Origin of the sequence: Cryobacterium lactosi (assembly GCF_004403945.1) — a bacterium.
Taxonomy (GTDB): domain Bacteria; phylum Actinomycetota; class Actinomycetes; order Actinomycetales; family Microbacteriaceae; genus Cryobacterium; species Cryobacterium lactosi.
The window spans coordinates 100,622-120,414 of sequence record NZ_SOHM01000029.1 but is presented as its reverse complement, the minus strand read 5'-3'; the positions used below and the strand labels follow the sequence as shown (position 1 = coordinate 120,414).

The 19,793-nt window shown below is 64.5% G+C and carries 13 protein-coding genes and 1 pseudogene; 10 read left to right on the top strand and 4 right to left on the bottom strand.

Translation table 11 applies throughout. From position 1 onward, the window contains the following. Positions 1-88: 88 nt before the first annotated feature. Together E3T61_RS12225 and E3T61_RS12220 are read right to left on the bottom strand one after the other, a co-directional pair. On the bottom strand, positions 89-688 hold the full coding sequence (locus E3T61_RS12225) for a class I SAM-dependent methyltransferase (protein ID WP_134641135.1): 600 nt from the start codon (positions 686-688) through the stop codon (positions 89-91). Positions 689-730: 42 nt separating this feature from the next. Continuing rightward, entirely contained in the window at positions 731-1,441 is a 711-nt protein-coding gene (locus tag E3T61_RS12220) for a GntR family transcriptional regulator (RefSeq protein WP_166793218.1), read from the bottom strand. A gap of 177 nt (positions 1,442-1,618) precedes the next feature. On the opposite strand from E3T61_RS12220, the gene E3T61_RS12215 reads away from it, so the two are divergent. Genes E3T61_RS12215 through E3T61_RS12190 form a run of 6 tightly spaced genes read left to right on the top strand, consistent with a single transcriptional unit; the run spans position 1,619 to position 8,819 of the window. Next, positions 1,619-2,536 carry an ABC transporter permease gene (locus E3T61_RS12215; protein ID WP_166793217.1) on the top strand — a complete coding sequence of 306 codons (918 nt, stop codon included), beginning with the start codon at positions 1,619-1,621 and terminating at the stop codon, positions 2,534-2,536. Then, positions 2,533-3,408, top strand: coding sequence for an ABC transporter permease (locus tag E3T61_RS12210; RefSeq protein WP_134641132.1), 876 nt, complete (start codon positions 2,533-2,535; stop codon positions 3,406-3,408). The genes E3T61_RS12215 and E3T61_RS12210 overlap by 4 nt, the downstream gene beginning before the upstream one ends. Beyond that, positions 3,405-5,033 (top strand): dipeptide ABC transporter ATP-binding protein, encoded by a 1,629-nt coding sequence (locus E3T61_RS12205; RefSeq protein ID WP_134641131.1) that lies wholly within the window; start codon positions 3,405-3,407, stop codon positions 5,031-5,033. Before E3T61_RS12210 ends, E3T61_RS12205 begins: the two co-directional genes overlap by 4 nt. A 53-nt stretch (positions 5,034-5,086) precedes the next feature. After that, entirely contained in the window at positions 5,087-6,631 is a 1,545-nt protein-coding gene (locus E3T61_RS12200; RefSeq protein ID WP_166793216.1) for an ABC transporter substrate-binding protein, read from the top strand. After that, positions 6,628-7,842, top strand: coding sequence for an amidohydrolase family protein (locus E3T61_RS12195; protein WP_241992535.1), 1,215 nt, complete (start codon positions 6,628-6,630; stop codon positions 7,840-7,842). The genes E3T61_RS12200 and E3T61_RS12195 overlap by 4 nt, the downstream gene beginning before the upstream one ends. Further along, entirely contained in the window at positions 7,839-8,819 is a 981-nt protein-coding gene (locus tag E3T61_RS12190; protein ID WP_134641129.1) for an ornithine cyclodeaminase family protein, read from the top strand. Before E3T61_RS12195 ends, E3T61_RS12190 begins: the two co-directional genes overlap by 4 nt. Before the next feature lie 160 nt (positions 8,820-8,979). On the opposite strand, the pseudogene E3T61_RS12185 reads toward E3T61_RS12190, so the two are convergent. Beyond that, a pseudogene (locus tag E3T61_RS12185) lies at positions 8,980-9,562 on the bottom strand (leucine zipper domain-containing protein); the annotation flags it as partial. Between the two features lie 512 nt (positions 9,563-10,074). On the opposite strand from E3T61_RS12185, the gene E3T61_RS12180 reads away from it, so the two are divergent. Continuing rightward, positions 10,075-11,328 (top strand): hypothetical protein, encoded by a 1,254-nt coding sequence (locus E3T61_RS12180; protein WP_134641127.1) that lies wholly within the window; start codon positions 10,075-10,077, stop codon positions 11,326-11,328. Positions 11,329-11,395: 67 nt separating this feature from the next. On the opposite strand, the gene E3T61_RS22585 is transcribed toward E3T61_RS12180, so the two are convergent. Next, on the bottom strand, positions 11,396-11,521 hold the full coding sequence (locus tag E3T61_RS22585; RefSeq protein WP_338145527.1) for a hypothetical protein: 126 nt from the start codon (positions 11,519-11,521) through the stop codon (positions 11,396-11,398). 479 nt (positions 11,522-12,000) lie between these two features. Between E3T61_RS22585 and E3T61_RS12175 the strand changes: the two genes are divergently transcribed. The 3 genes from E3T61_RS12175 to E3T61_RS12165 all read left to right on the top strand — a co-directional run bounded on the left by E3T61_RS12175 (position 12,001) and on the right by E3T61_RS12165 (position 19,791). Continuing rightward, entirely contained in the window at positions 12,001-14,961 is a 2,961-nt protein-coding gene (locus tag E3T61_RS12175) for a hypothetical protein (protein ID WP_198418682.1), read from the top strand. A 427-nt stretch (positions 14,962-15,388) separates the two neighbouring features. Further along, on the top strand, positions 15,389-16,633 hold the full coding sequence (locus E3T61_RS12170; protein ID WP_134641125.1) for a hypothetical protein: 1,245 nt from the start codon (positions 15,389-15,391) through the stop codon (positions 16,631-16,633). 230 nt (positions 16,634-16,863) lie between these two features. Beyond that, positions 16,864-19,791, top strand: coding sequence for a helicase-related protein (locus E3T61_RS12165; RefSeq protein ID WP_134641124.1), 2,928 nt, complete (start codon positions 16,864-16,866; stop codon positions 19,789-19,791). The last annotated feature ends 2 nt before the right edge of the window (positions 19,792-19,793 follow it).

Sequence of the window (19,793 nt, the reverse complement as noted above, 5' to 3'; positions counted from 1 at the left end):
CTCGGATACCGTACCACTCCGCAACGAACGACGTTGTTCCCGGAAGCGCTCTTCGTCGTCGACTCAGTCCGCGACGGGCGGCATCCGTCTAGGCGGGAACGCGAGCGAGGATCGCCCCATGAGGCCGGTGCCCCGGCCCCGTGCGCGTATGGGCCTCAACGATGTCGAAGCGAGCGGAACGCAGCTCGTCGCTCAGCGCGTCGACGGGCCAGCGATACGCGGTCGTGATGGCGTGCTCGAACTCTTCGAGAACCGGTCCTTCGAAGAAGCCGAGCAGGAGCTCCCCGTTCGGGCGCAGCACCCGGGCGAACTCGGCAAGAGCGTGCCGGAGGGAGCCCGGCTCATGGTGAATAAGCGAGTACCAGGCCAGAACGCCCGCAACCGTGCCAGCTGGTTCCGGAAACGCGGCGATGTCGCCGACCGTGAAAGACACGTGGGGATGGGCCTGCCGGGCGTGATCAATGAAGCCCGGCACCAGGTCGACGCCCCGAATGTCCACTCCACGCTCGGCGAGATACCCCGTCCAGTGCCCGGGGCCGCAGCCGGCATCGATCACCGGGCCCTCGAGCCGGTCGGCCCACCCGGTGACCAGCTGCAGATCCGCTGGATGCACCGCCGTCATCGAGCCCAGGTGCTCTGCGTACTCCACCGCACGGCGGGCATACGCGGTCGTGATCTCGAGTGCCATGCGTCCGAGCCTAGGATCTCCCACGCCCGGTGTCCGGCCGTGTCAGCTCGCCTTGCGTCGTCTCCGGAGCGCCGCGGGCGCCGCGGCGGGCAGCAGTTCGGCCAACAGCGGCATCGACTCGAAGCGTCCCCGCTCCACGTGGGCCGCAGTGAGGAGCTCGGCGACGTCGGCCTGCCCGGCGACGATGGCGTCGACGATTTCGCGGTGTTCGACCCACATCGCCGTGGTGTCACGCTGGGGAGTGAGACGGAAGAGCCACCGAACGCGCCCGCTCATGAGTTTCGTCACGCGCTGCAACAGGGCGTGATCGGCGAGGGTGATGATCTCCTCGTGCAGGTCGGAGTTGACTGTTGACGGTGGGGCGCCGTCGTCGAGAGCATCCAGCGCCGTGAGCGGAGCGATGGCGCCACGGGCGGTGCGGAGCGCGGCGAGCATCGGCCCGACGTCGGCGCCCGCAGCGGCCCGTCGTGCGGCGAATGCCGACGCCATCGGTTCGAGTTGACGGCGCAGATCGAAGAGTTCGACGGCGTCAGTGAGTGTGAGCGCGTGCACGACCGCTCCACGCCGCGGTTGGGTGCTGATGAACCCCTCGGACTCGAGGATCGGCAGCGCTTCGCGGACAGGAATGCGCGACACCTGGAGGCGCTCGGCGATCTCGCGCTCATTGAGCTTCGACCCCATCGTCAGCTCGCCCGTGATGATCTGCTCACGCAGCACATTCGCGATACGTGCTGGGGTCTGTTCGAGGCTCATGGTCACCATTCTGGCACGTCCGCTACCGCGCATTTGGAATACCAAACAGGGTGTTTAGGGCGAAACAAAACGCAAAAAATGCCATTTGGTATGCGAAAGTGACGCTGACGTAAGAAGTATGTGACGAGCGTGTTACACCAGCCCATGCCGGGCAGACCGTCACCTAGCGTCATTGACGTGCTCCTATTCATCGCCCGCCGATTGGCCCTCGCCGTCGCCACAGTGCTCGCCGTGGTGACCATCGCCTTCGTGCTCGGCCGTGCCACCGGCGAACCCGGTGCGCTGCTCCTGCCCGACAACGCGACCCAGGCCGACGTCCAAGCGCTCAATTCCTCGCTCGGCTTCGACCGCCCCCTCCTCGTGCAGTACCTCGACACCCTCGTCGGCCTCGTCACCGGCGACTTCGGTGATTCCTACCGGCTGCGCGAATCCGCACTCGGTCTCGTTCTCCAGCGCGTGCCCGCCACGATCGAACTCGCGTTCTGGGCCTTCCTGATCGGCCTCGCCCTCGCGGTCGTCGCGGCCCTGACCATCCAGCTCACCGGCAGTCGGGTCCTGCGGGCGATCGTCGGCTGGGCCGGCGCCATCCGCCAATCGGTGCCCGACTTCTTCTTCGCCCTTCTCCTGGTGCTGGTGTTCTCCGTTCTGCTCGGCGCCCTCCCGTCGCTGGGCCGCACGAGCTACGCCAGCCTGGTGCTGCCAGTCGCCACCCTGGCCACCGGTCAGTTCGTCATGTACCTTCGGCTGCTGGATGCCGCGCTGAGCGAGCAAGCCGGGCAAGACTACGTGCGCACCGCTATCGCCCAGGGCCAACGCCGCTCCACCGTGTTGTTCACCCGGATGCTGCCCAACGCGATCGTGCCGGTGCTCGGCATGGCCGGCCTCAACCTCGGCGGTCTGCTCGGCGGCACCGTGGTCGTCGAGGTCGTCTTCGCGTGGCCCGGCCTCGGCAAGCTCCTCACGGACGCGGTCAGCCAGCGTGACTTCCCGATCGTGCAGGCGGGCCTGGTCTTCGTGGCCCTCGCCTTCGTGATCGTCAACACCGCGGTGGACGTGCTCGTGCGCCGCATCGACACCAGGACGGCGGCCGCATGACCACCTCACTCACCCTGGCCACCGCCCCCGTCGTGCGACGGTGGCGGCCCCGCCCCGGCGCCGCCGTGGGCGCGCTGATGCTCGGCACGGTGCTGTTGCTCACCGCCATCGTGCCGCTGCTGCCCGGCTTCGACCCGATGGGCCAAGACCTGCGGGCGGCCCTGCGGCCGCCCTTCGCCGACCCGGCGCATCCGCTCGGCACCGATGCGCTCGGCCGCGACCTGCTCAGCCGCCTCGCGCTCGCCTCGGCCGTGACCCTGGGCATGACCGTGGTGATCGTGATCATGAATGCCGTGCTGGGCAGCCTGATCGGCATCCTCGCCGGGTACTACGGCGGCCGCCTCGAGGCGCTCATCACCCTGGTGAGCAACGTGACCCTGGCCATGCCGGTCGTGCTGCTGCTCATCGCTATCTGCGCGGTGCTGCGACCCAGCGCCGGCCTGACGATCCTGGTGCTCGGCTGCACCTGGTGGGTCGGCTACGCCCGGGTCACCCGCAACATCGCCGCGGCGCTGCGCCGACAGGACTTCGTGGTCTCCCCGCTCACCCAGGGCGGCGACTCGGTGTGGGTGCTCACCCGGCACATCGTGCCCAATGTGTGGCCGCACACCCTCATCATCGCGGCGACCGACGTGGCCACGATCGTGCTCATCACCTCGTCACTCGAGTACCTCGGTCTCGGCGTGCAACCGCCCGTGCCCAGCTGGGGTTCGATGATCTTCGACGGCCAGCGTCATCTCGCCGGTGACCCGTGGCTGGCGCTGCTGCCCGGCCTGGTGATGCTGCTCGCCGTGGGCGGCGTGCAGTTTCTGAGCCAGCAGTTCACGGCCGAGACCCGCGGCGGCCTGCTGCGAAAGGGAGGAATGCGATGAGCACCGTTCTACGTATCGAGAACTTACGCATCGAGACCGACGGTGACACGCCCCGCACCCTCGTCGACGGCGTCTCGCTGCAAGTCGACCGTGGGGAGTCCCTCGGCGTGGTGGGGGAGTCCGGGTCGGGTAAGAGCCTCACCGTGCTCGCCGCCCTCGGCCTGCTGCCCGTCGGCACTCGCGTCACCGGCGGCCGCATCGTTATCGACGACCGCGTGCTCGTCGACGTCGAAGCGGATGTCTGGGCCGGCGAGCGCGAGCTCCGCGCCCTCCGCGGACGCACCGCCGCCATGGTCTTCCAGGACCCGATGTCCTCCCTCGACCCGCTACGCGCCGTCGGCGCCCAGGTGGCCTCGGCCGTGCGGGTGCACGCCCCCCGCCTCAGCCGGCGGGCCGCCCGCGAGCGCGCCATCGACCTGCTCACCTCGGTCGGTGTGCGCGACGCCGCCGAACGCGCCGCCACCCGCCCCCACCAGTGGTCGGGCGGCATGCGTCAACGCGCCATGATCGCCATGGCCATCGCGCACGACCCGCTGCTCCTGATCGCCGACGAGCCCACGACCGCGCTCGACGTGACCGTGCAGGCGCAGGTCATGGACCTCCTCGCCGAGGTGCGCGACCGCACCGGCTCGGCTCTCGTGCTGATCACCCACGATCTCGGCCTCGTCGCCGAGAACAGCGACCGACTCACCGTCATGCACCACGGCCGGGTCGTCGAGACCGGCGCCACCCGCGCGGTCCTCGCGGCCCCGGCCGAGGACTACACCAGACGACTCATGGCAGCGATGCCCGCCGAGCAGGAACGAGCGACCCCCGCGGTGCGCACCGGCGAAGCGGATGCGCTGGTCGCCGAGAACATCGTCGTCGACTACCGCGTGTCCGGCCGCAAGACCCCGGTACGAGCCGTCGACGGGGTCTCCGTGCGCATCGCCGCAGGTGAGACCGTGGCGGTGGTCGGGGAATCCGGTTGCGGCAAGTCCTCGCTCGCCAAAGCCGTGCTCGGCATCCAGCCTGCCGCAGCCGGCACAGTCGTGGTCGGGGGAGTGCCGGTACGCTCCGAACTCGCGGCCCGCACCGCCGCGGAGCGCGAGCTCGCCCAGATCGTCTTCCAAGACCCGTACTCGGCCCTCGACCCGCGCCTGACCGTGCACGAGCTCGTGGCAGAACCGTTGCGCATCCGCCGCGCCTACAACCGTGCGACGGTCGGGACGCTGCTCGCCGACGTCGGCCTCGACGAGTCCTACGCCAAGCGACTGCCCGGCCAGCTCTCCGGCGGCCAACGGCAGCGGGTGGGCATCGCCCGCGCTCTCGCCCTGCGGCCCCGCCTGCTGGTGCTCGACGAACCCGTCTCCGCGCTCGACGTCTCCATCCAGGCCCAGGTGCTCACCCTCCTCGACACCCTGCAACGCGAGCACGGCCTCGGCTACCTCTTCATCTCGCACGACCTCGGCGTGGTGCGCAGCATCGCCGACCGGGTGATCGTCATGCAGCACGGCCGGGTCGTGGAGGAGGCGCCGACGGCGCAGATCTTCAGCGACCCGCAGCATCCGTTCACCCGCCAACTGCTCGCCGCGGTACCGCGCCTCGACGGGCCGCGCCGCACCGCGCGCCCGGCCGCCGCGTAACCCCACAGCCACCCTTCGTCCCCTTTGTGTCACCCACCGAAATGAGGATCCCCATGCCCACATCCACCTTCCGCCGCCGGATGCTCAGCATCGGCGCGCTCGCCGCCACCGGAACCCTGCTGCTCTCCGGGTGCGCCGGCGGCTTCGACGAGGGCGGTGACGCCGGCTCGGGCGACACCCCGACGCGCATCGTCGCCGCGATCCCCACCGACCCCACCTCGATGGACCCGATCAAGTCCGGCGCCCTGGTGGTGCTGTCGGTGTTCTTCCACACCTTCGACCAGCTCGTCACGATCACCGCCGACGGTGAACTCGCCCCCAAGCTCGCCACCGAGTGGACCCCCAACGACGACCTCACCCAGTGGGACTTCACCCTGCAGGAGGGCGTCACCGCCAGCAATGGTGAGGCCATCACCGCCGAGGACGTGGCGTTCTCGTACCAGACCATCCTCGCCGACCCCACCGGCGAGAACTTCGCCTACCTCAGTTCGGTCGCCTCGGTCGAAGCCGTTGACGACCTCACGGTGCGCTTCATTCTCAAGTCGCCGTTCTCGGCGTTCCCGCGCAACACCTCGTTGATCTCGATCGTGCCCGCCGACACCTACCAGGAGATGGGAGCCGACGCGTTCGCGCAGGCCCCGATCGGCTCGGGACCGTACGTCTTCGACAAGATCCAGACCGGCGTCTCCTACGACCTGGTGCGCAACGACGACTACTGGGGCGCGGCACCGGCGATCGAATCGATCTCGCTGCAGCCGGTCTCCTCCGACGAGTCCCGGGTCAACGGCGTGCTCTCCGGCAGCCTCGACGTGGCTCCCATCGGCCCGACCCAGGTGGAGTCGGTGGAGAGCCAGGACTCCGCCCAGGTGTTCTCCGCACTCTCCAACGGTGTCGTCTTCCTCGGCGTCAACTCCACCAGCGGCGTGCTGACGGATGCGCGCATCCGCGAAGCCATCGGCCTCGCTATCGACAAGGAGGCCATCACCGAGGGCCTGCTCTCCGGGCTCGCCGAGCCCGCCAGCACGACCCTCGCCCCGGCCGTGGAGGGCTACAGCGACGAGGTGACCGACCCGGGCTACGACCCCGACCGGGCCCGCGAGCTGCTCGCCGAGGCCGGGTACGCCGGGGAGCCGATCCCGTTCGACTACGCCACCGACGGTCGCATCCCGCTCTCCGCGGATGTGGCCCAGACCATCCAGGCTTCCCTCGAGGATGTTGGCTTCACGGTCGACCTGCGCGGAGCCGACCAGCAGGCACACACTCTCAAGGTGCGCGGCCGGGAGATGGAGGGGATCTACCTGAACACCTGGGCGCCTTCCACCGTGGACGGCGATCTGCCGCTCACCGACCTGTACGAGCCGGCCGGGAACAACAACTACGCGCAGGACCCGCGCACCGCCGAACTGGCCGCCGAGCAGCGCGGTGTGGAGGGCGAGAGCCGCCTCGACGTGTTCACGGAACTGCTCAGCTACAGCAACGAGCAGGGCTACTACGTGCCGCTCTACGTGCCGATGAACAACTACGCTGCCGACCCCGACCTCGACTGGACGCCCCGCGCCGACGGCCTGTTCGACTTCACCCAGACGAGCTTCAAGTGAGTCGCGCTCTGATCACCGACGCACGCCCCTGGGGCGGCGCCGCGGCCGACATCCGGCTGGTCGACGGCGTCATCGCCGAGGTCCACCCGCCCGGCACCGCTCCGCAGGCCGGCGAGACGTTGATCGAGGGGCGGGGTCGCATCCTGCTGCCGTCGTTCGCCGACGTGCACGTGCACCTCGACTCCACCCGCCTCGGCTTGCCGTTCCGCGAACACACGGGTGTGCCGGGGGTGTGGGGCATGATGCTCAACGACCGGGCCAATTGGCGTGGTGCGGAGACGTCCATGGCCGAGCGCACCACCGAAACCCTGGGCCGTATGGTCGCGCACGGCACCACGAGCGTGCGCAGCTACGCCCAGGTCGACGTGGATGCGGGCCTCGAACGGTTGCAGGGTGTGCTTGCGGCCAAGGAGGCACACCAGGATCGCGCCACGGTGGAGGTGATCGCGTTCCCGCAGGCCGGACTGCTGCGCGAGGAGGGCTCCTTCGAGCTGCTCGAAGAGGCCATGCGCCAGGGCGCCGACGTGGTCGGGGGGATCGACCCCTGCCTGCTCGATCGTGACCCCGCGAAGCATCTCGACTTGGTCTTCGGGCTGGCCGAACGCTTCGACGCTCCCATCGACATCCACCTGCACGAGCCGGATCAGCTGGCGAAGTTCTCGGCCGAACTCATTGTGGAGCGCACCCGCGCGCTCGGTATGACCGGCCGGGTCACCATCTCGCATGGCTACGGGCTCGGCCAGTTGCCGCACGCCCAGTTGGTGCCCCTGCTCGAGCAGTTCGCCGAACTCGACATCGCCTGGGCGACGATCGCCCCCGCGACGCCGTTGCCGACGCTGCTGATCGCCGAACACGGCATCCGTCTGGGACTCGGTGAGGACGGTCAGCGGGACTACTGGTCGCCGTACGGCAACGGCGACATGCTCGACCGCACGTGGCAGATGGCCTTCACGAACAACTTCCGTCGTGACGAAGACATCGAGCATTGCGTGGCGGTGGCCACCATCGGCGGGCGTTCGGTGCTTGGCACCGCCCCGGCACTGCGGGGGCACCTCGACCGACCGGGAGTTGCCGTCGGCGACCCCGCCGACCTGCAGCTCATCACCGGCGAGACCGTCACCAGCGCGGTGATGGATCGGCTGCCCGACCGCACTGTGCTGTTCCGCGGCACGGTCGTGGCCGACGGCCTCGAACTCACGGCTGCCGCATGATCGTGCTCACCGCGTCGCAACTCGAAGCCCTCGTCGACCGACCGGCCACCGAGCGGGCCGTGGCGCAGATCTTCACCGACATCGCCCGGGGCGCGGCCAACCAGCCGCCGCCCACCTCCATGGGCACCAACGCGGGCACCGGTCGCTACGTGCTCATGGCCGCGCTGTCGGACACCACCGGCACCGCCGCGGTCAAGCTCCTCGCCGACGTGCCCGACAACTCCGCCCGGGGCCTGCCGACCCAGCGCTCGATGATCGTGGTGCTCGACCGCGAGAACGGCGCCCCGGTGGCCCTGCTGCACGGCGGGGTGCCCACCCGGGTGCGCACCGCTGCGGCCAGCGCTGTTGCGACCCGTGCCCTGGCCCGCGAGGACAGCCGGGTGCTCGGCCTCGTGGGCGCGGGCGGGCTCGCCCGCGAGCACGTCGAGGCTCTGCGGGGGGTGCGGGACTGGAACCGGCTCGTCATCTGGTCGCGCACCCCGGTGCGCGCGGCAGCCCTCGCCGACTCTCTCGAGTGGGACGGCGCCATCGAGGTGGTGGAAGAGTGCGCGTCGGTCTTTGCCCAAGCGGATGCGATCTGCACGCTCACCCCGTCCGTCACCCCAATCGTCCGCGGGGACTGGCTCCGCCCCGGCCAGCACCTCAACGTCGTCGGCGCCCGCCCCAGGCCCGACGAACGCGAGGTCGACTCGGCCACGATGGCCCGGGCTTCGGTCTGGGTCGACGACATGGCCACGGCCGAGACCAAATCGGGCGACCTCATGCTGGCAGTGGGGGAGGGAGCTCTCACCCTCGATGACGTGGTCGGAACCGTCGGCCAAGTGCTCGCGGGCCTGCGCCCGGGCCGCACGAGCGCCGAACAGATCACCCTGTTCGACTCGGTGGGCATCGGAGCGCAAGACCTCGCGATCGCCGATCTGCTTGTGCACGAGGCGCGGGCACGCGGCGTTGGTGTGGAGCTCGATCTGAACGGTTGAGGTGCGGCTCAGCGACGGCTGAGGCCTTGCCCGGTTCGTCTCCTATGACATGCCTGCACCAGGCGAGAGCAGCCGGTATGCCGAGCGCCTGTCGCGATCAGTCGAGCGCGACAGAGCCCAGTGCGGGGAAATCGGGCGGCGTGTAGTCACTAACGGTGAGCGAGAGGCGGGAGTGGTCGTCGATGACGGCGTGGACGTAATCGAATCCGATGCGGACCTTCTTGTGGTTGTGGGCCACGGTCGCTTCTCGGCCGAGCGCGCGCCAGCCGCCGCCGTCCGGGATGCGGCCCAATTTCTTCACGTCGGTATGGACCAGCTCGCCTGGCCGATCGCGCTCGTACTGGTTCGTGCTCGCCCGGGAGGAGCGGGTTGTCTCGCCGGTGATCGGGTCCAGCCAGGACAGTGGTGGGAAGCCGTCGCGGGTCAGGATCCGCGATACCGTCACCGGGGAACCTTCGTGACGGCTGGGATCCGCAGCGGACCATCGCGATCCAGGAGACGGGCGACCACGACAGCGGCTTCGTGTCGGCGCTGGTCTTCCTCGGGCTGGTGCGCGGTCGAGACCACCGGTTATGAAGCCCAGTCGTCCCTTCGGCACGGTGGCGATTGAGCCACCGATTCGCGCACTGCCGGGAGATGCCGAGTTCCTTGGCGACGTGCGAGACCGGGCGGCCATCAACGACGACCCGTTCGATCAGCAGTGACCTTCCATGAAGGGTCAAACGGGTATTAGCGTGGGGCATGAGAACCTCCGCGTTCGTGGCGACTTAGACATCTCCACTAGAACCGGAGGTTCTCCCTTTTTTCAACCCCTACTGTCACCAACCTGTCGGCTCAGTACAACTAGCCAACCGGCACGCCAGTCACCGCATCGGGTATGACCAGAGGGGTCTTGCTGGTGAAGGTAGCGCACCGTTGCCTGGTCGCCTGTCAACGGTGAGCATTGCGCAAATGCGCGCACAAGAAGGTCGACTCGCTGGCCCCGACAGGTTCGATGACTTGGCAGTGCCGAACGCGCAGGTTGGAACGAAAGCGGTGTGAGCGGGGACGTCTGCGGCAGCCCGTGGACTAGAACCTCGAAATGGGGGTGGTCCCTTAGCGGCCGTAGGCGTTTCCGGCAGTCAAGCGCGACCATAATCGGAGGGCGGGTCCACGGGATTGACTCGAGTCAATGGGGGAGTCTGTGGTCGAGAGTCATGCACCATTCCGCGGTTCCAGGCGGAGCAAGGCTGTGGCAGTGACGAGGACGAAACCTGTGTCGACTCCCGTCACTGATTCAAGACGAGCAATTGTCAACCGGGCTCTTCGTATTTCGGCATTTGCTGTTGCTGGTTCGATCCTGCTCTATGGTGCCGAGCTCTTCTCCGCGGTCCAAATCCCCAATATCCCTGTTCCAGCTCTCGGCATCGAACCTGAAGAAGCTCTGCTCGCGGTCTCGGTCTTTGCCCTTGTTGTGGTGGGCATCGTGCTTTCAGACAAGCGGCCTGTATTTCGATCGTCACTTGTGGATGCGGAGTTCGCAGCCTCGACGGCTTCGTTGCACAAGGCTCAAGCGGCTGCGCTGATCTTGTCAGAGACGCTCGTAGGGGTGTCTGTCCTAATCGCCTTCATAGGTGCTTCGGCGCTCATCCGAGGTATTCAGGTCTATTTCACCTCGAAGGCCACTCCATTTGACGGACTAATACTCGCGTTAGTTGTCGCTGGCATTGCCTGGGTCTTTGTGCTGATTGCGGCCGCTAATACAAGATCGCCCGCCGAGGCCATGGCGATGGCGACTTACGAAGAAGAAACCTATGATGTGGCAGCCAACCACCGAGGTGTATGGCAAACGCGGTGGCTCCGTCACGCCACGTCCTCGTCGCCGATGGGTATTCTGACCGATACGAACCTGGCGCAGATCTTGAGGAGCGTTCGGGCCGCCTCATGGAAGTTTGTAGGTTTATTTCTTGCGTACACCACAGCAGTGTTCCTTGCCTTCTTTGTCGTGTACTTGACCGTCAGTACCAACCCCTATTGGAGCGTCCTCTCAAGTGTTCCCGGCCTCTTCGCGAGAGCCTTAGGTGCAGCCTGCATCGTTGGCACCATCGGAGCCACAGCCTGCTTCCCGGTGCAGAGAGCCTTCGTTGCTGGTCGCAATGCGCGATGGCGAAGGTCCGTAGCCTTGCTTATAGGGAGTCTGGCGTGTGTGATGGCGTCGACTATGTTTATTCAATTGGCGTACGGGCTGCTGTCAGCAAGTATCGTTTCGTTGCTTCATGTCCTGTCGCTGATCATCGTTTGGATTCTTCACAACAGATCCGAACGCGCAAGTGTGACCATGTCTCAAGTGGGAAGAACAACAGTCGACTCCGGATTGGCTGGCCAAACGAGCATCTACCTAGCCGTGCGAGAAGAGCTGCGAGATTTCCCTATGCCCCGTCGCCAAGAACAGCGAAGTCCTTCGCATTCGCGTGTCTTGGTATTGCCTTGGCAGAGGCCAACAACCTCAGAGCAGCGCACGAATCGGTGATTCGAATGCAGGTCCCTATCGACCCGACCATGCGCGCTTAAAGCCACTTCCGCCGCTTGGAGATCCCTTACAGCCCGAACCCCATCAGCGCCACCGCTGCCACGGCGGAAGGATCCCCGTACGCCCAGTTCAGTTTCGGCATGTGGTCGAAGTTCATGCCGCAAATAGTGCCCGCCAGGGCCGGCGCGAACAGGATCGCCGCCCGTGAGGAGTCTTCCTCGCTTCTTCGTTCTGCGCCAGCCGCGCATCAAAGGCCACCTAGCGAAGGAGGCACAGCAGCGCGCCACTCCCAGCGCGACGCCCGGCCTAGAAGGTCAGGGCGAAAATGACACCCGCGGAGGGCGTGGAGCTCGGACTGCACCCGCCGTGGCCGCTCACCCGCCTTCGACCGAAGTGTCGTGGCCCTGCCTGGACCTCGGATTCCAAACCTCCACGAAGCAACCACCCACTATCCGCTGTCGCTGATACCGCCGCACAGGTCTTGACCGCAGATTCGCCATCCAGACGAGGCTTGCCGGAGTGTGCGTGGTCGGATCCGGCGCTGAGGTGCGCTCTCATCTGCAAAGATGCTGACAGCGCCATAATTCAAGCAGTGTCTGTAGGCCCGGCGTCTATGCGATTCGTGTTCGGGAAGCTGCTGGGGGCAAATGAATGAGTTGGACGCTTGTCGACATGGGAATGGCCTATCGGAAGGCAAAGCTCGACCTGTACTACACGACCAGTCCCTCCGTAACGGCCATTGCTGACTACGAGGCGAATCTTGAGGCTAACCTACGGGCGCTTCGGAAGAGGATCAACGGCAAGTCGGCTGATTGGGTCAAGGAACCCGATTTCCTCGGCGGCTATGTATATCTGCCTACGACCGTGAAGGTGGTCACCCGATCCGAGGACGACGACGAGCTCATGGTGTCAGCCCCGGCTGATCTATGGAGACAAATCCGGGACAGGATGGCCACCGAGGCACCAACCAATCGCCCAACCGCGGAATTTCGACTAACCGCAAAATGCAGCATTGACCTACACGTGCTTTCGACACTCTGGATGATGAAAGTTGGTCACAAATTTGACGACTCGCTGACCGTTTCTGCCTACGGAAATCGGTTGCGCAGGCAAGCAAACGGCGGTCTGAATGAGCTGTCGCTTGGTTCCTTTTCTCCCTACATGGCGCCCTTTCGGACTTGGCGAGACGAAGGTCTGTCTTCGATGCGCAAGGCACTATCGGAGGACAAAAGGATAGTCGCCATCACGGCGGATGTGAGTTCCTTCTATCATGAGCTCGATCCCCGGTTCATGCAGGACTCTGCATTTGTGTCTGGCGTTTTGGGGCTAGAGCTAACGGGACCAGAAGAGAAGTTGAATGGACTCTTCATTGAGGCTATTCGCGCCTGGGCGGCATTGACACCCCTCAGGCGAGGGCTTCCGGTTGGCCTGCCGGCGTCAGCGGTGATTGCGAATATGGCCCTCATCGAACTTGATCGGGCCATGGAGCGCGAAGTCGTTCCACTGTATTACGGGCGATACGTTGATGACATCATGCTTGTTATGGAGAACGGCAAAGGTTTCTCTACGCCGACAGAGCTGTGGAATTGGCTATTCAGCCGTTCCAATGGGAGGCTCACTCGCGATTCCGGCGAGACCGAGGGCGTTCGATACAGCGCGCCATACCTGGGTGATAGCCGGATTCTTTTCGCTAATAACAAGAACAAGATCTTCCTATTGCATGGAGTCTCAGGCAGAGTAATGGTTGAATCCATTGCGCGCCAGATTCATCAACGGGCAAGTGAATGGCGCTCCCTCCCGAATCTCCCTGAGCATGCAACCGCCGTAGCCACAGAAATGGTCACCGCGACGCAGATTGACGGCGAGGGCGCCGACAACCTCAGAAAAACAGACTCCCTAACGATGCGCCGCGCAGGATTCGCGCTGCAGCTCCGTGACTTGGAGGCCTATGAGCGGGATCTTGAGCCGGAAGCTTGGCGCGAACACCGACTCGCCTTCTACGAGGCCTTTCTTGAGCACGTTCTCGTTCTCCCGAATTTCTTTGAGTTGGCCGCATACCTCACTCGAGTGATCAGATTAGCGACGGCGTGTAAGGACTTCGAAAAGCTGGCGGAAATCGTCCTTGCAGTAACTGATGTGATCGAAAGCGTGCGGAGCGACTGCCACGTCCACGTGAAGTCCAAACCAACACGCGAGTTGCAGACCTCAATGGTCCTCCGTAAGTGGAGTGGATATGTTCGTGAATCGATCTATGAAGCCGTTGTATCGGCGTTCCCCTCGCTATTGTCCCCGTCCGAAGTGATCCGGTGGGATGCAGCAGTTGCGTCGCTAGACCCTTTGACTGTGGGTCATTTTCGACTCGACGTTGATGCCCTAATGGTGGGGCATGACCGTCTGTTTGCTCACGACCTTGCCTATTCTCCGCTGAGGTTTGCGTTTTTGCCCCCAGAAATTGTACGCGGGCTGGCGAGTGTGCCGACAGATTTGCCACAGGTGCCTATTTCGCTAATGCCCTTAGTTGTACGCCGCGGGCTCAAATCGATTATCGGGTGGATAGGCCTTCAGATGATCCCGATTGGTTTGGCGTTTCCTACACGGCCGTTCAGCCTTGCCGAGCTGTTCATCGTGGCACCGCGGCCATTTGCGCTGGACTCGCAGAAGGAGATCAGCGGAGCGATGCTGGCGCTGCGGGGGTTCTCCCTTGTCAGCAGGTTGCCTTATCTCGACGGGCCCACGAACCCCAGTTTGGTCCTGCAGTCCCAAGATCCCTCGAGCATGAAGCGCATTGCACTTGGGAGCTGGAAAACGACAGACGGGAGCTGGGTGGCTTCAGTCATGCGGCACGTTGATCCAGATCAAGATCGCTATCGGCGACTAAATACCTTGATCAACGAAGCTATTTCTCAATCAGGAGAGATCGATTACTTGATCTTGCCAGAACTGGCCATACCGGCAAATTGGTTCATGCGAATCGCGCAAAAACTGCAGGCGAAGGGTATCTCGCTGATTGCTGGGGTGGAGTATCTCCATTATGGCGATGGGGGTATTCGCAACCAGGTTTGGGCCGCACTTGGCCACGACGGATTGGGCTTTCCGTCGATGACGATCTACAGGCAGGACAAACAAAGACTCGCCCTCCACGAAGAGCAGCAACTTCATCGGCTTGCCGGTTTGACACTCGACCCGACGTCGATCGAGCAGCCTCTGACAGTAATCGACCATGGTGGTTTCAGCTTCGCGATATTGGTCTGCAGCGAGCTCACCAACATCGACTACAGGGCACAACTGCGTGGGCGAATCGACGCATTGTTCGTGCCAGAGTGGAATAGGGACACGACGACATTTGAGGCATTGATTGAGTCTGCGGCACTCGACATCCATGCCTATATCGTTCAGTGCAACGACAGGGAGTACGGCGATAGCCGCATCCGCGCGCCGTACCGCGACGCGTGGAAACGCGACATAGTAAAGATCAAGGGCGGTGTCCGCGACTACATCGTTACGGGAGACATCGACGTCGGCTCCCTTCGACAGTTCCAGTCCAGCTACCGTTCGCCTGACGGGCCCTTCAAACCAGTACCTGACGGATTCTTCATGGCGCCCGGAAGAAGGTCGCTTCCAGCTCGGGATTGAACCTGTCCGAAGCTTCAGGGCGAGTGCGCGGTTATCCTCCGTTGAGTAAATTACGCCGCACCTCCATGTGCGGGCCAAGGACAAGGTGATGGTGCACGGAGTACCCGTCACCCGGCCCGCGACCCGCGCCCGCCCGCCGCTGGACTTCTGAGGCCACGGTGCACGTATGGTCGAATTGCATTGGTGCCCTTGGATCCTCTTGAGCCTTGCAAGCGTCTGCGACCGGCTGATGTCGTCAAGTCAGGCCGTTCTGAATGAGTTCGGAGGCTCCGACGGCCAGAACACGGGCCGGCTTGACCCCTGAAATGGGGGTCTTCATCGCGCCGATCGGGGGCGGTGTAGTCCGGGAGCGATTCGGCTCAGCGCCAGACTGAGCATGCGAGGTATTTCGCTTCCGAAATGGCATCGCTGGCGAACGGAGCGAACGATGAGCAACGAAATTCAGCTGATTAGTGATGGTGACGGTATAGCCGTCATCGGCGAGCCACTGGCTGTGGAGTCTTTCCTCCAGTCGGAGGGGCTTTCATCGCAGGAACTCACGCTGCAACGGTTCAAACCGACCTTGTTCGCAGCGGCCGGGGCCGCTCAAGCGGGGTCTGAGATTGCCGCCAATTCAGCCCGGTGGGTGAAGCTGACCAAGGAATCCGCTCAGCTGGCCACGAAGTTTCCTCTGGTGAAGAACTCCGCGACGGGTCTGAAGACTGGCGTTCTCCGCGGGGACAAGGGCCAGTTCGTGAAGATCCTCGAATTCTCCAAAGGACCTGGTGCTGTGCTCACCAACCCAGCGATGCTCGCCGGCGCTGCGGGTCTCATGGCCCAGCTTGCGATGCAGCAGGCCATGGATGAGATTACCGACTACCTCGCCGTCATCGATGAGAAGGTCGACGATCTGCTCCGCGCCCAGAAGGATGCGGTGCTGGCGGACATGATCGGAGTGGACTTTATGGTCGAAGAGGCCATGACGGTGCGAAAGCAGGTGGGCCGAGTCTCCGACGTCACGTGGTCGAAGGTCCAAGGCACGTTGGTGACAGTCGCGCGAACCCAGGCCTTCGCACTCCGTCAACTGGATGCGGTTGCAGAGAAGTTGGAGAACAAAGCCAAGATCGGCGATGTCGCCAAGACCTCCAAGGATGCCGAGTCCACGGTTCCGGAGTGGCTCGCCGTGCTCGCTCGGTGCTTCAAACTGCAGGATGCGCTGGCTGTGCTCGAGCTGGACCGAGTGCTCGACGCGGCGCCGGACGAACTGGATCAACATCGTCTCGGCTTGAGGGCTGCCCGGCAGAACCGGCTGGAACTCATCGCGCGGAGCACCGGGCATCTGATTGACCGAATGGATGCGGCCGCGGGAACGGCCAAGACGAAGGTGCTGCTTCACCCGGCCACGTCCCGGGCAGTGGTCGATTCGAGCAACCTTGTGGCGATCGGCGTTGTTGGTTTCCAGGGAGCGCTCGGGATCGAGCGCACACGAGAGTTAGTGGAGGCGAGACGATGGGTTGATGCGGCCACTGATGTGAGAGACAAGATGCTCGAGACGGGTGCGGAGGGTGTGGGCGCCGCAAGAGGAATGGGTAACGAGACTATCGGCCGCGCTCGTTCGGCAACGGACAAGCTCTCCATAAAAATCGCTGCGGGTGCCCTTCGCCGCCGCGAGAACGAAGACGAGCGCGCCTGAACGCGACCCGTTCTTGATGTGAGCGAAGCAGGGCGGCGCATGCTGCTAAAGCGCACCCGACCTCGCCTTGCCCGGCGTGCCGGCGCGTTGAGGGCGCCCCCAAAGGTGGGACGTGCTGCCGGCACCCGCCGCGTGCGGCTCAGATACAGTTACTAAGCAACACACAACAACGCACCTTTGGTTTTGATGGTCGCGTGAGCGGCGGGGGCGTCGGAACGGAGGTGCCAGCGATGGCACATGCAACGCTTGAGAATTCCGAGCCGCTCGCTGAACAAGTCGGTCATTCCGGTCTCGCGGTAGCGCCCGGCTCCATCGTCATCGTCCGCGACGCCGAATGGCTGGTTACGAGCACCGAGGAAACGACCTCCGGCACGCTCATCCGTTGCCAAGGACTCTCCGAACTCGTCCGCGACTCCACGGCGGCCTTCTACAGCGGCATCGACACGATCGTTCCGCTTGACCCCGAGCAGGCCACTGTCGTCGGCGACGATTCCGCGGGCTACCGCACCGCAAAGCTCTGGCTCGAAGCCACCCTGCGCAAGTCGCCGGTGCCGCTTAACGCTCCAGAGCTCACCGTCTCGACTCGGATGCTCGCCGACCCACTCGCGTACCAGCAGGCCGCCGTGCGGAAGGCTTTGGATCCCGAGAATCTGCGTCCGCGCATACTCATCGCTGACGCGGTCGGCCTGGGGAAGACACTCGAAATCGGCATGATCCTCTCCGAGCTCGTTCGTCGCGGTCGCGGTGAACGAATCCTGATCGTCACGCCACGCCACGTGCTCGAGCAAATGCAGCATGAGATGTGGACGCGATTCGCGCTTCCGTTCGTGCGCCTCGACTCCGTCGGCATCCAACGCGTGCGCCAAAAACTCCCTGCCACTCGCAACCCCTTCAGCCTCTACAAGCGCGCCATCATCTCGATCGACACGCTCAAGCAGGAGAAATACCGCAGCCACCTGGCGAAGTACAAATGGGATGCCGTGGTGATCGACGAGTCGCACAACATCACCGGCAAGACCCTCAACAACCGTCTCGCGCGCGTCCTCGCGCCAAACACCGAAGCCCTGATCTTGGCAAGTGCCACTCCGCACAACGGCAACAAGGAATCCTTCGCCGAACTCATCCGCCTGCTCGAACCCACCGCTGTGACCCCGGACGGCGAGATCATCGAGTCCGAGGTGAAACGTCTCATCATCCGACGGCACCGCCATAGTGAAGAGGTCGCGCGCGAAGTCGGCGCCGACTGGGCAGAGCGGATGCCGCCTCAGCACTTCCTCGTCGATGCCTCACCCGCCGAGAACGCGGCAGCCGATGAGCTCGCGAACGTCTGGCTCCACCCCGAAAATGGTTCTTCTCCGTACTCGGGCGACAACGGCAGCCTCTTTCCCTGGACGCTCGCAAAGGCATTCCTGTCGTCACCCGCCGCACTCAAGGAATCGGTCAAGGAACGGCTAAGGAAGGTAACCCCGCCTGCCGACGGGGGCCAGGCCAGAGAGCGCGAAGCTCTCGCGTACCTCTCCGACCTGTCGGATGCGGCCCTCTCCGCGCCCTCGGCCAAGTACATGAGGCTCGTCGAGTACCTCAAATCGATCGATGTCAGCCGCAAGGGCACTGAGCGCGCCGTCGTCTTCTCGGAACGCGTCGCCACCCTGCACTGGCTCCGCGCCAAGCTGCTCACCGACCTCAAGCTCAAAGACGACCAGATTCGAGTCCTTCACGGCGGCCTGACCGACGTTGAGCAGCAGGAAATCGTTGAGAGCTTCAAGCAGTCCTCATCCCCGATCCGCGTGCTCATCACCGGCGATGTCGCTTCCGAGGGCGTCAACCTACACTCCCAGTGCCACGAGCTGATTCACTTTGACATTCCGTGGAGCCTCATCCGCATCGAGCAGCGCAACGGTCGCATCGACCGGTACGGCCAGAAGAAACGCCCGCAGATCACGACCCTGCTGCTCGACCCCTCAAACGACAAGTTCGCCGGGGACATCCGCGTGCTGAAGCGCGTGCTCGAGCGCGAGCATGAAGCTCACAGCGCCCTCGGCGACGCCGCATCGCTCATGGGCAAGTACGACGCCAAGGTCGAAGAGGACGAAATCCGCAAGGTGCTCGCCGGCAAGAAGAACCTCGATGAGGCGGTACCCACTCCCGATCACGTGATCGACAACGGCGACAGTATCGGCGCTCTGCTGGCGCGACTTGCCGCCGGTCAGGGTTCGACACAGCCGAGCGCCGCGGCATCCGGTGCGACGGATGCCGGTAGTGGCCTCTTCGCCGACGACACAGCCTTCCTCCGCGAAGCGCTTCAGGCGACCTTCGCCACTCCCGCAGCATCCGTCGCCGACAACGGTGTGAACTGGCACGAATACCCGAACCACGGCTTGGTCTCACTCTCGCCCACCCGTGACCTCGCCCAGCGCCTCGAGGTGCTACCGCAGAGCTACCTACGTGATCGCAATGTCATCGACGAGCTCAAGCTGGTCGTCTCCCCTCAGCGAGGCAAGGCGCTGTTGCAGGATGCTCGGGACAACAAGGCCAGCACGTCACTGTGGCCCGAGGCGCACTACCTCGGCCCGTTGCATCCCGTGCTGGAGTGGGCCAGTGACCGTGCCCTGTCGAACCTGGGACGCAACCAGGTGTTCGCCGTGCGCGGTGACGTGGACGCGCCCACCGTGCTGCTGTTCGCCACACTCACGAACCGTCGTGGTCAGGTGGTCGCCAGCTCATACATCACGGCTCAGATTCCCGACCCCTCAAACCCGGAGTTTGTGCTGCCGACCGCCCACGGTACCGCCCACGAGGCTCTTGAAACCATCGGGTTCACCGGTGCAAAGGCGATCAACCACGGCCCGGTCACGGTAGACAGCCTGCAACGGCTCATCGCGCCGGCCGTTCGCGCCGCCCGAGCCCTCGCGGACCAATTCTCGGATGCTTCGGCGACCTCCATCGAGCAACGTATCGATCGCTGGTCGAGCCGCGTTGACCGGTGGGAGGAAGACGCCAACGCACTCATACAGGTCAAGGACTTGAAGTTGCGCCGCGTAACCGTGGAGCAGGAGCGGTTGATGGCCGAGTCGATGAAGCCACACCAGCAGTTGGTGCGCCCACTGCTCGTTGTGGTTCCACAAGATTTCACAGATGAGAACGGCACGGGGGAGTAACG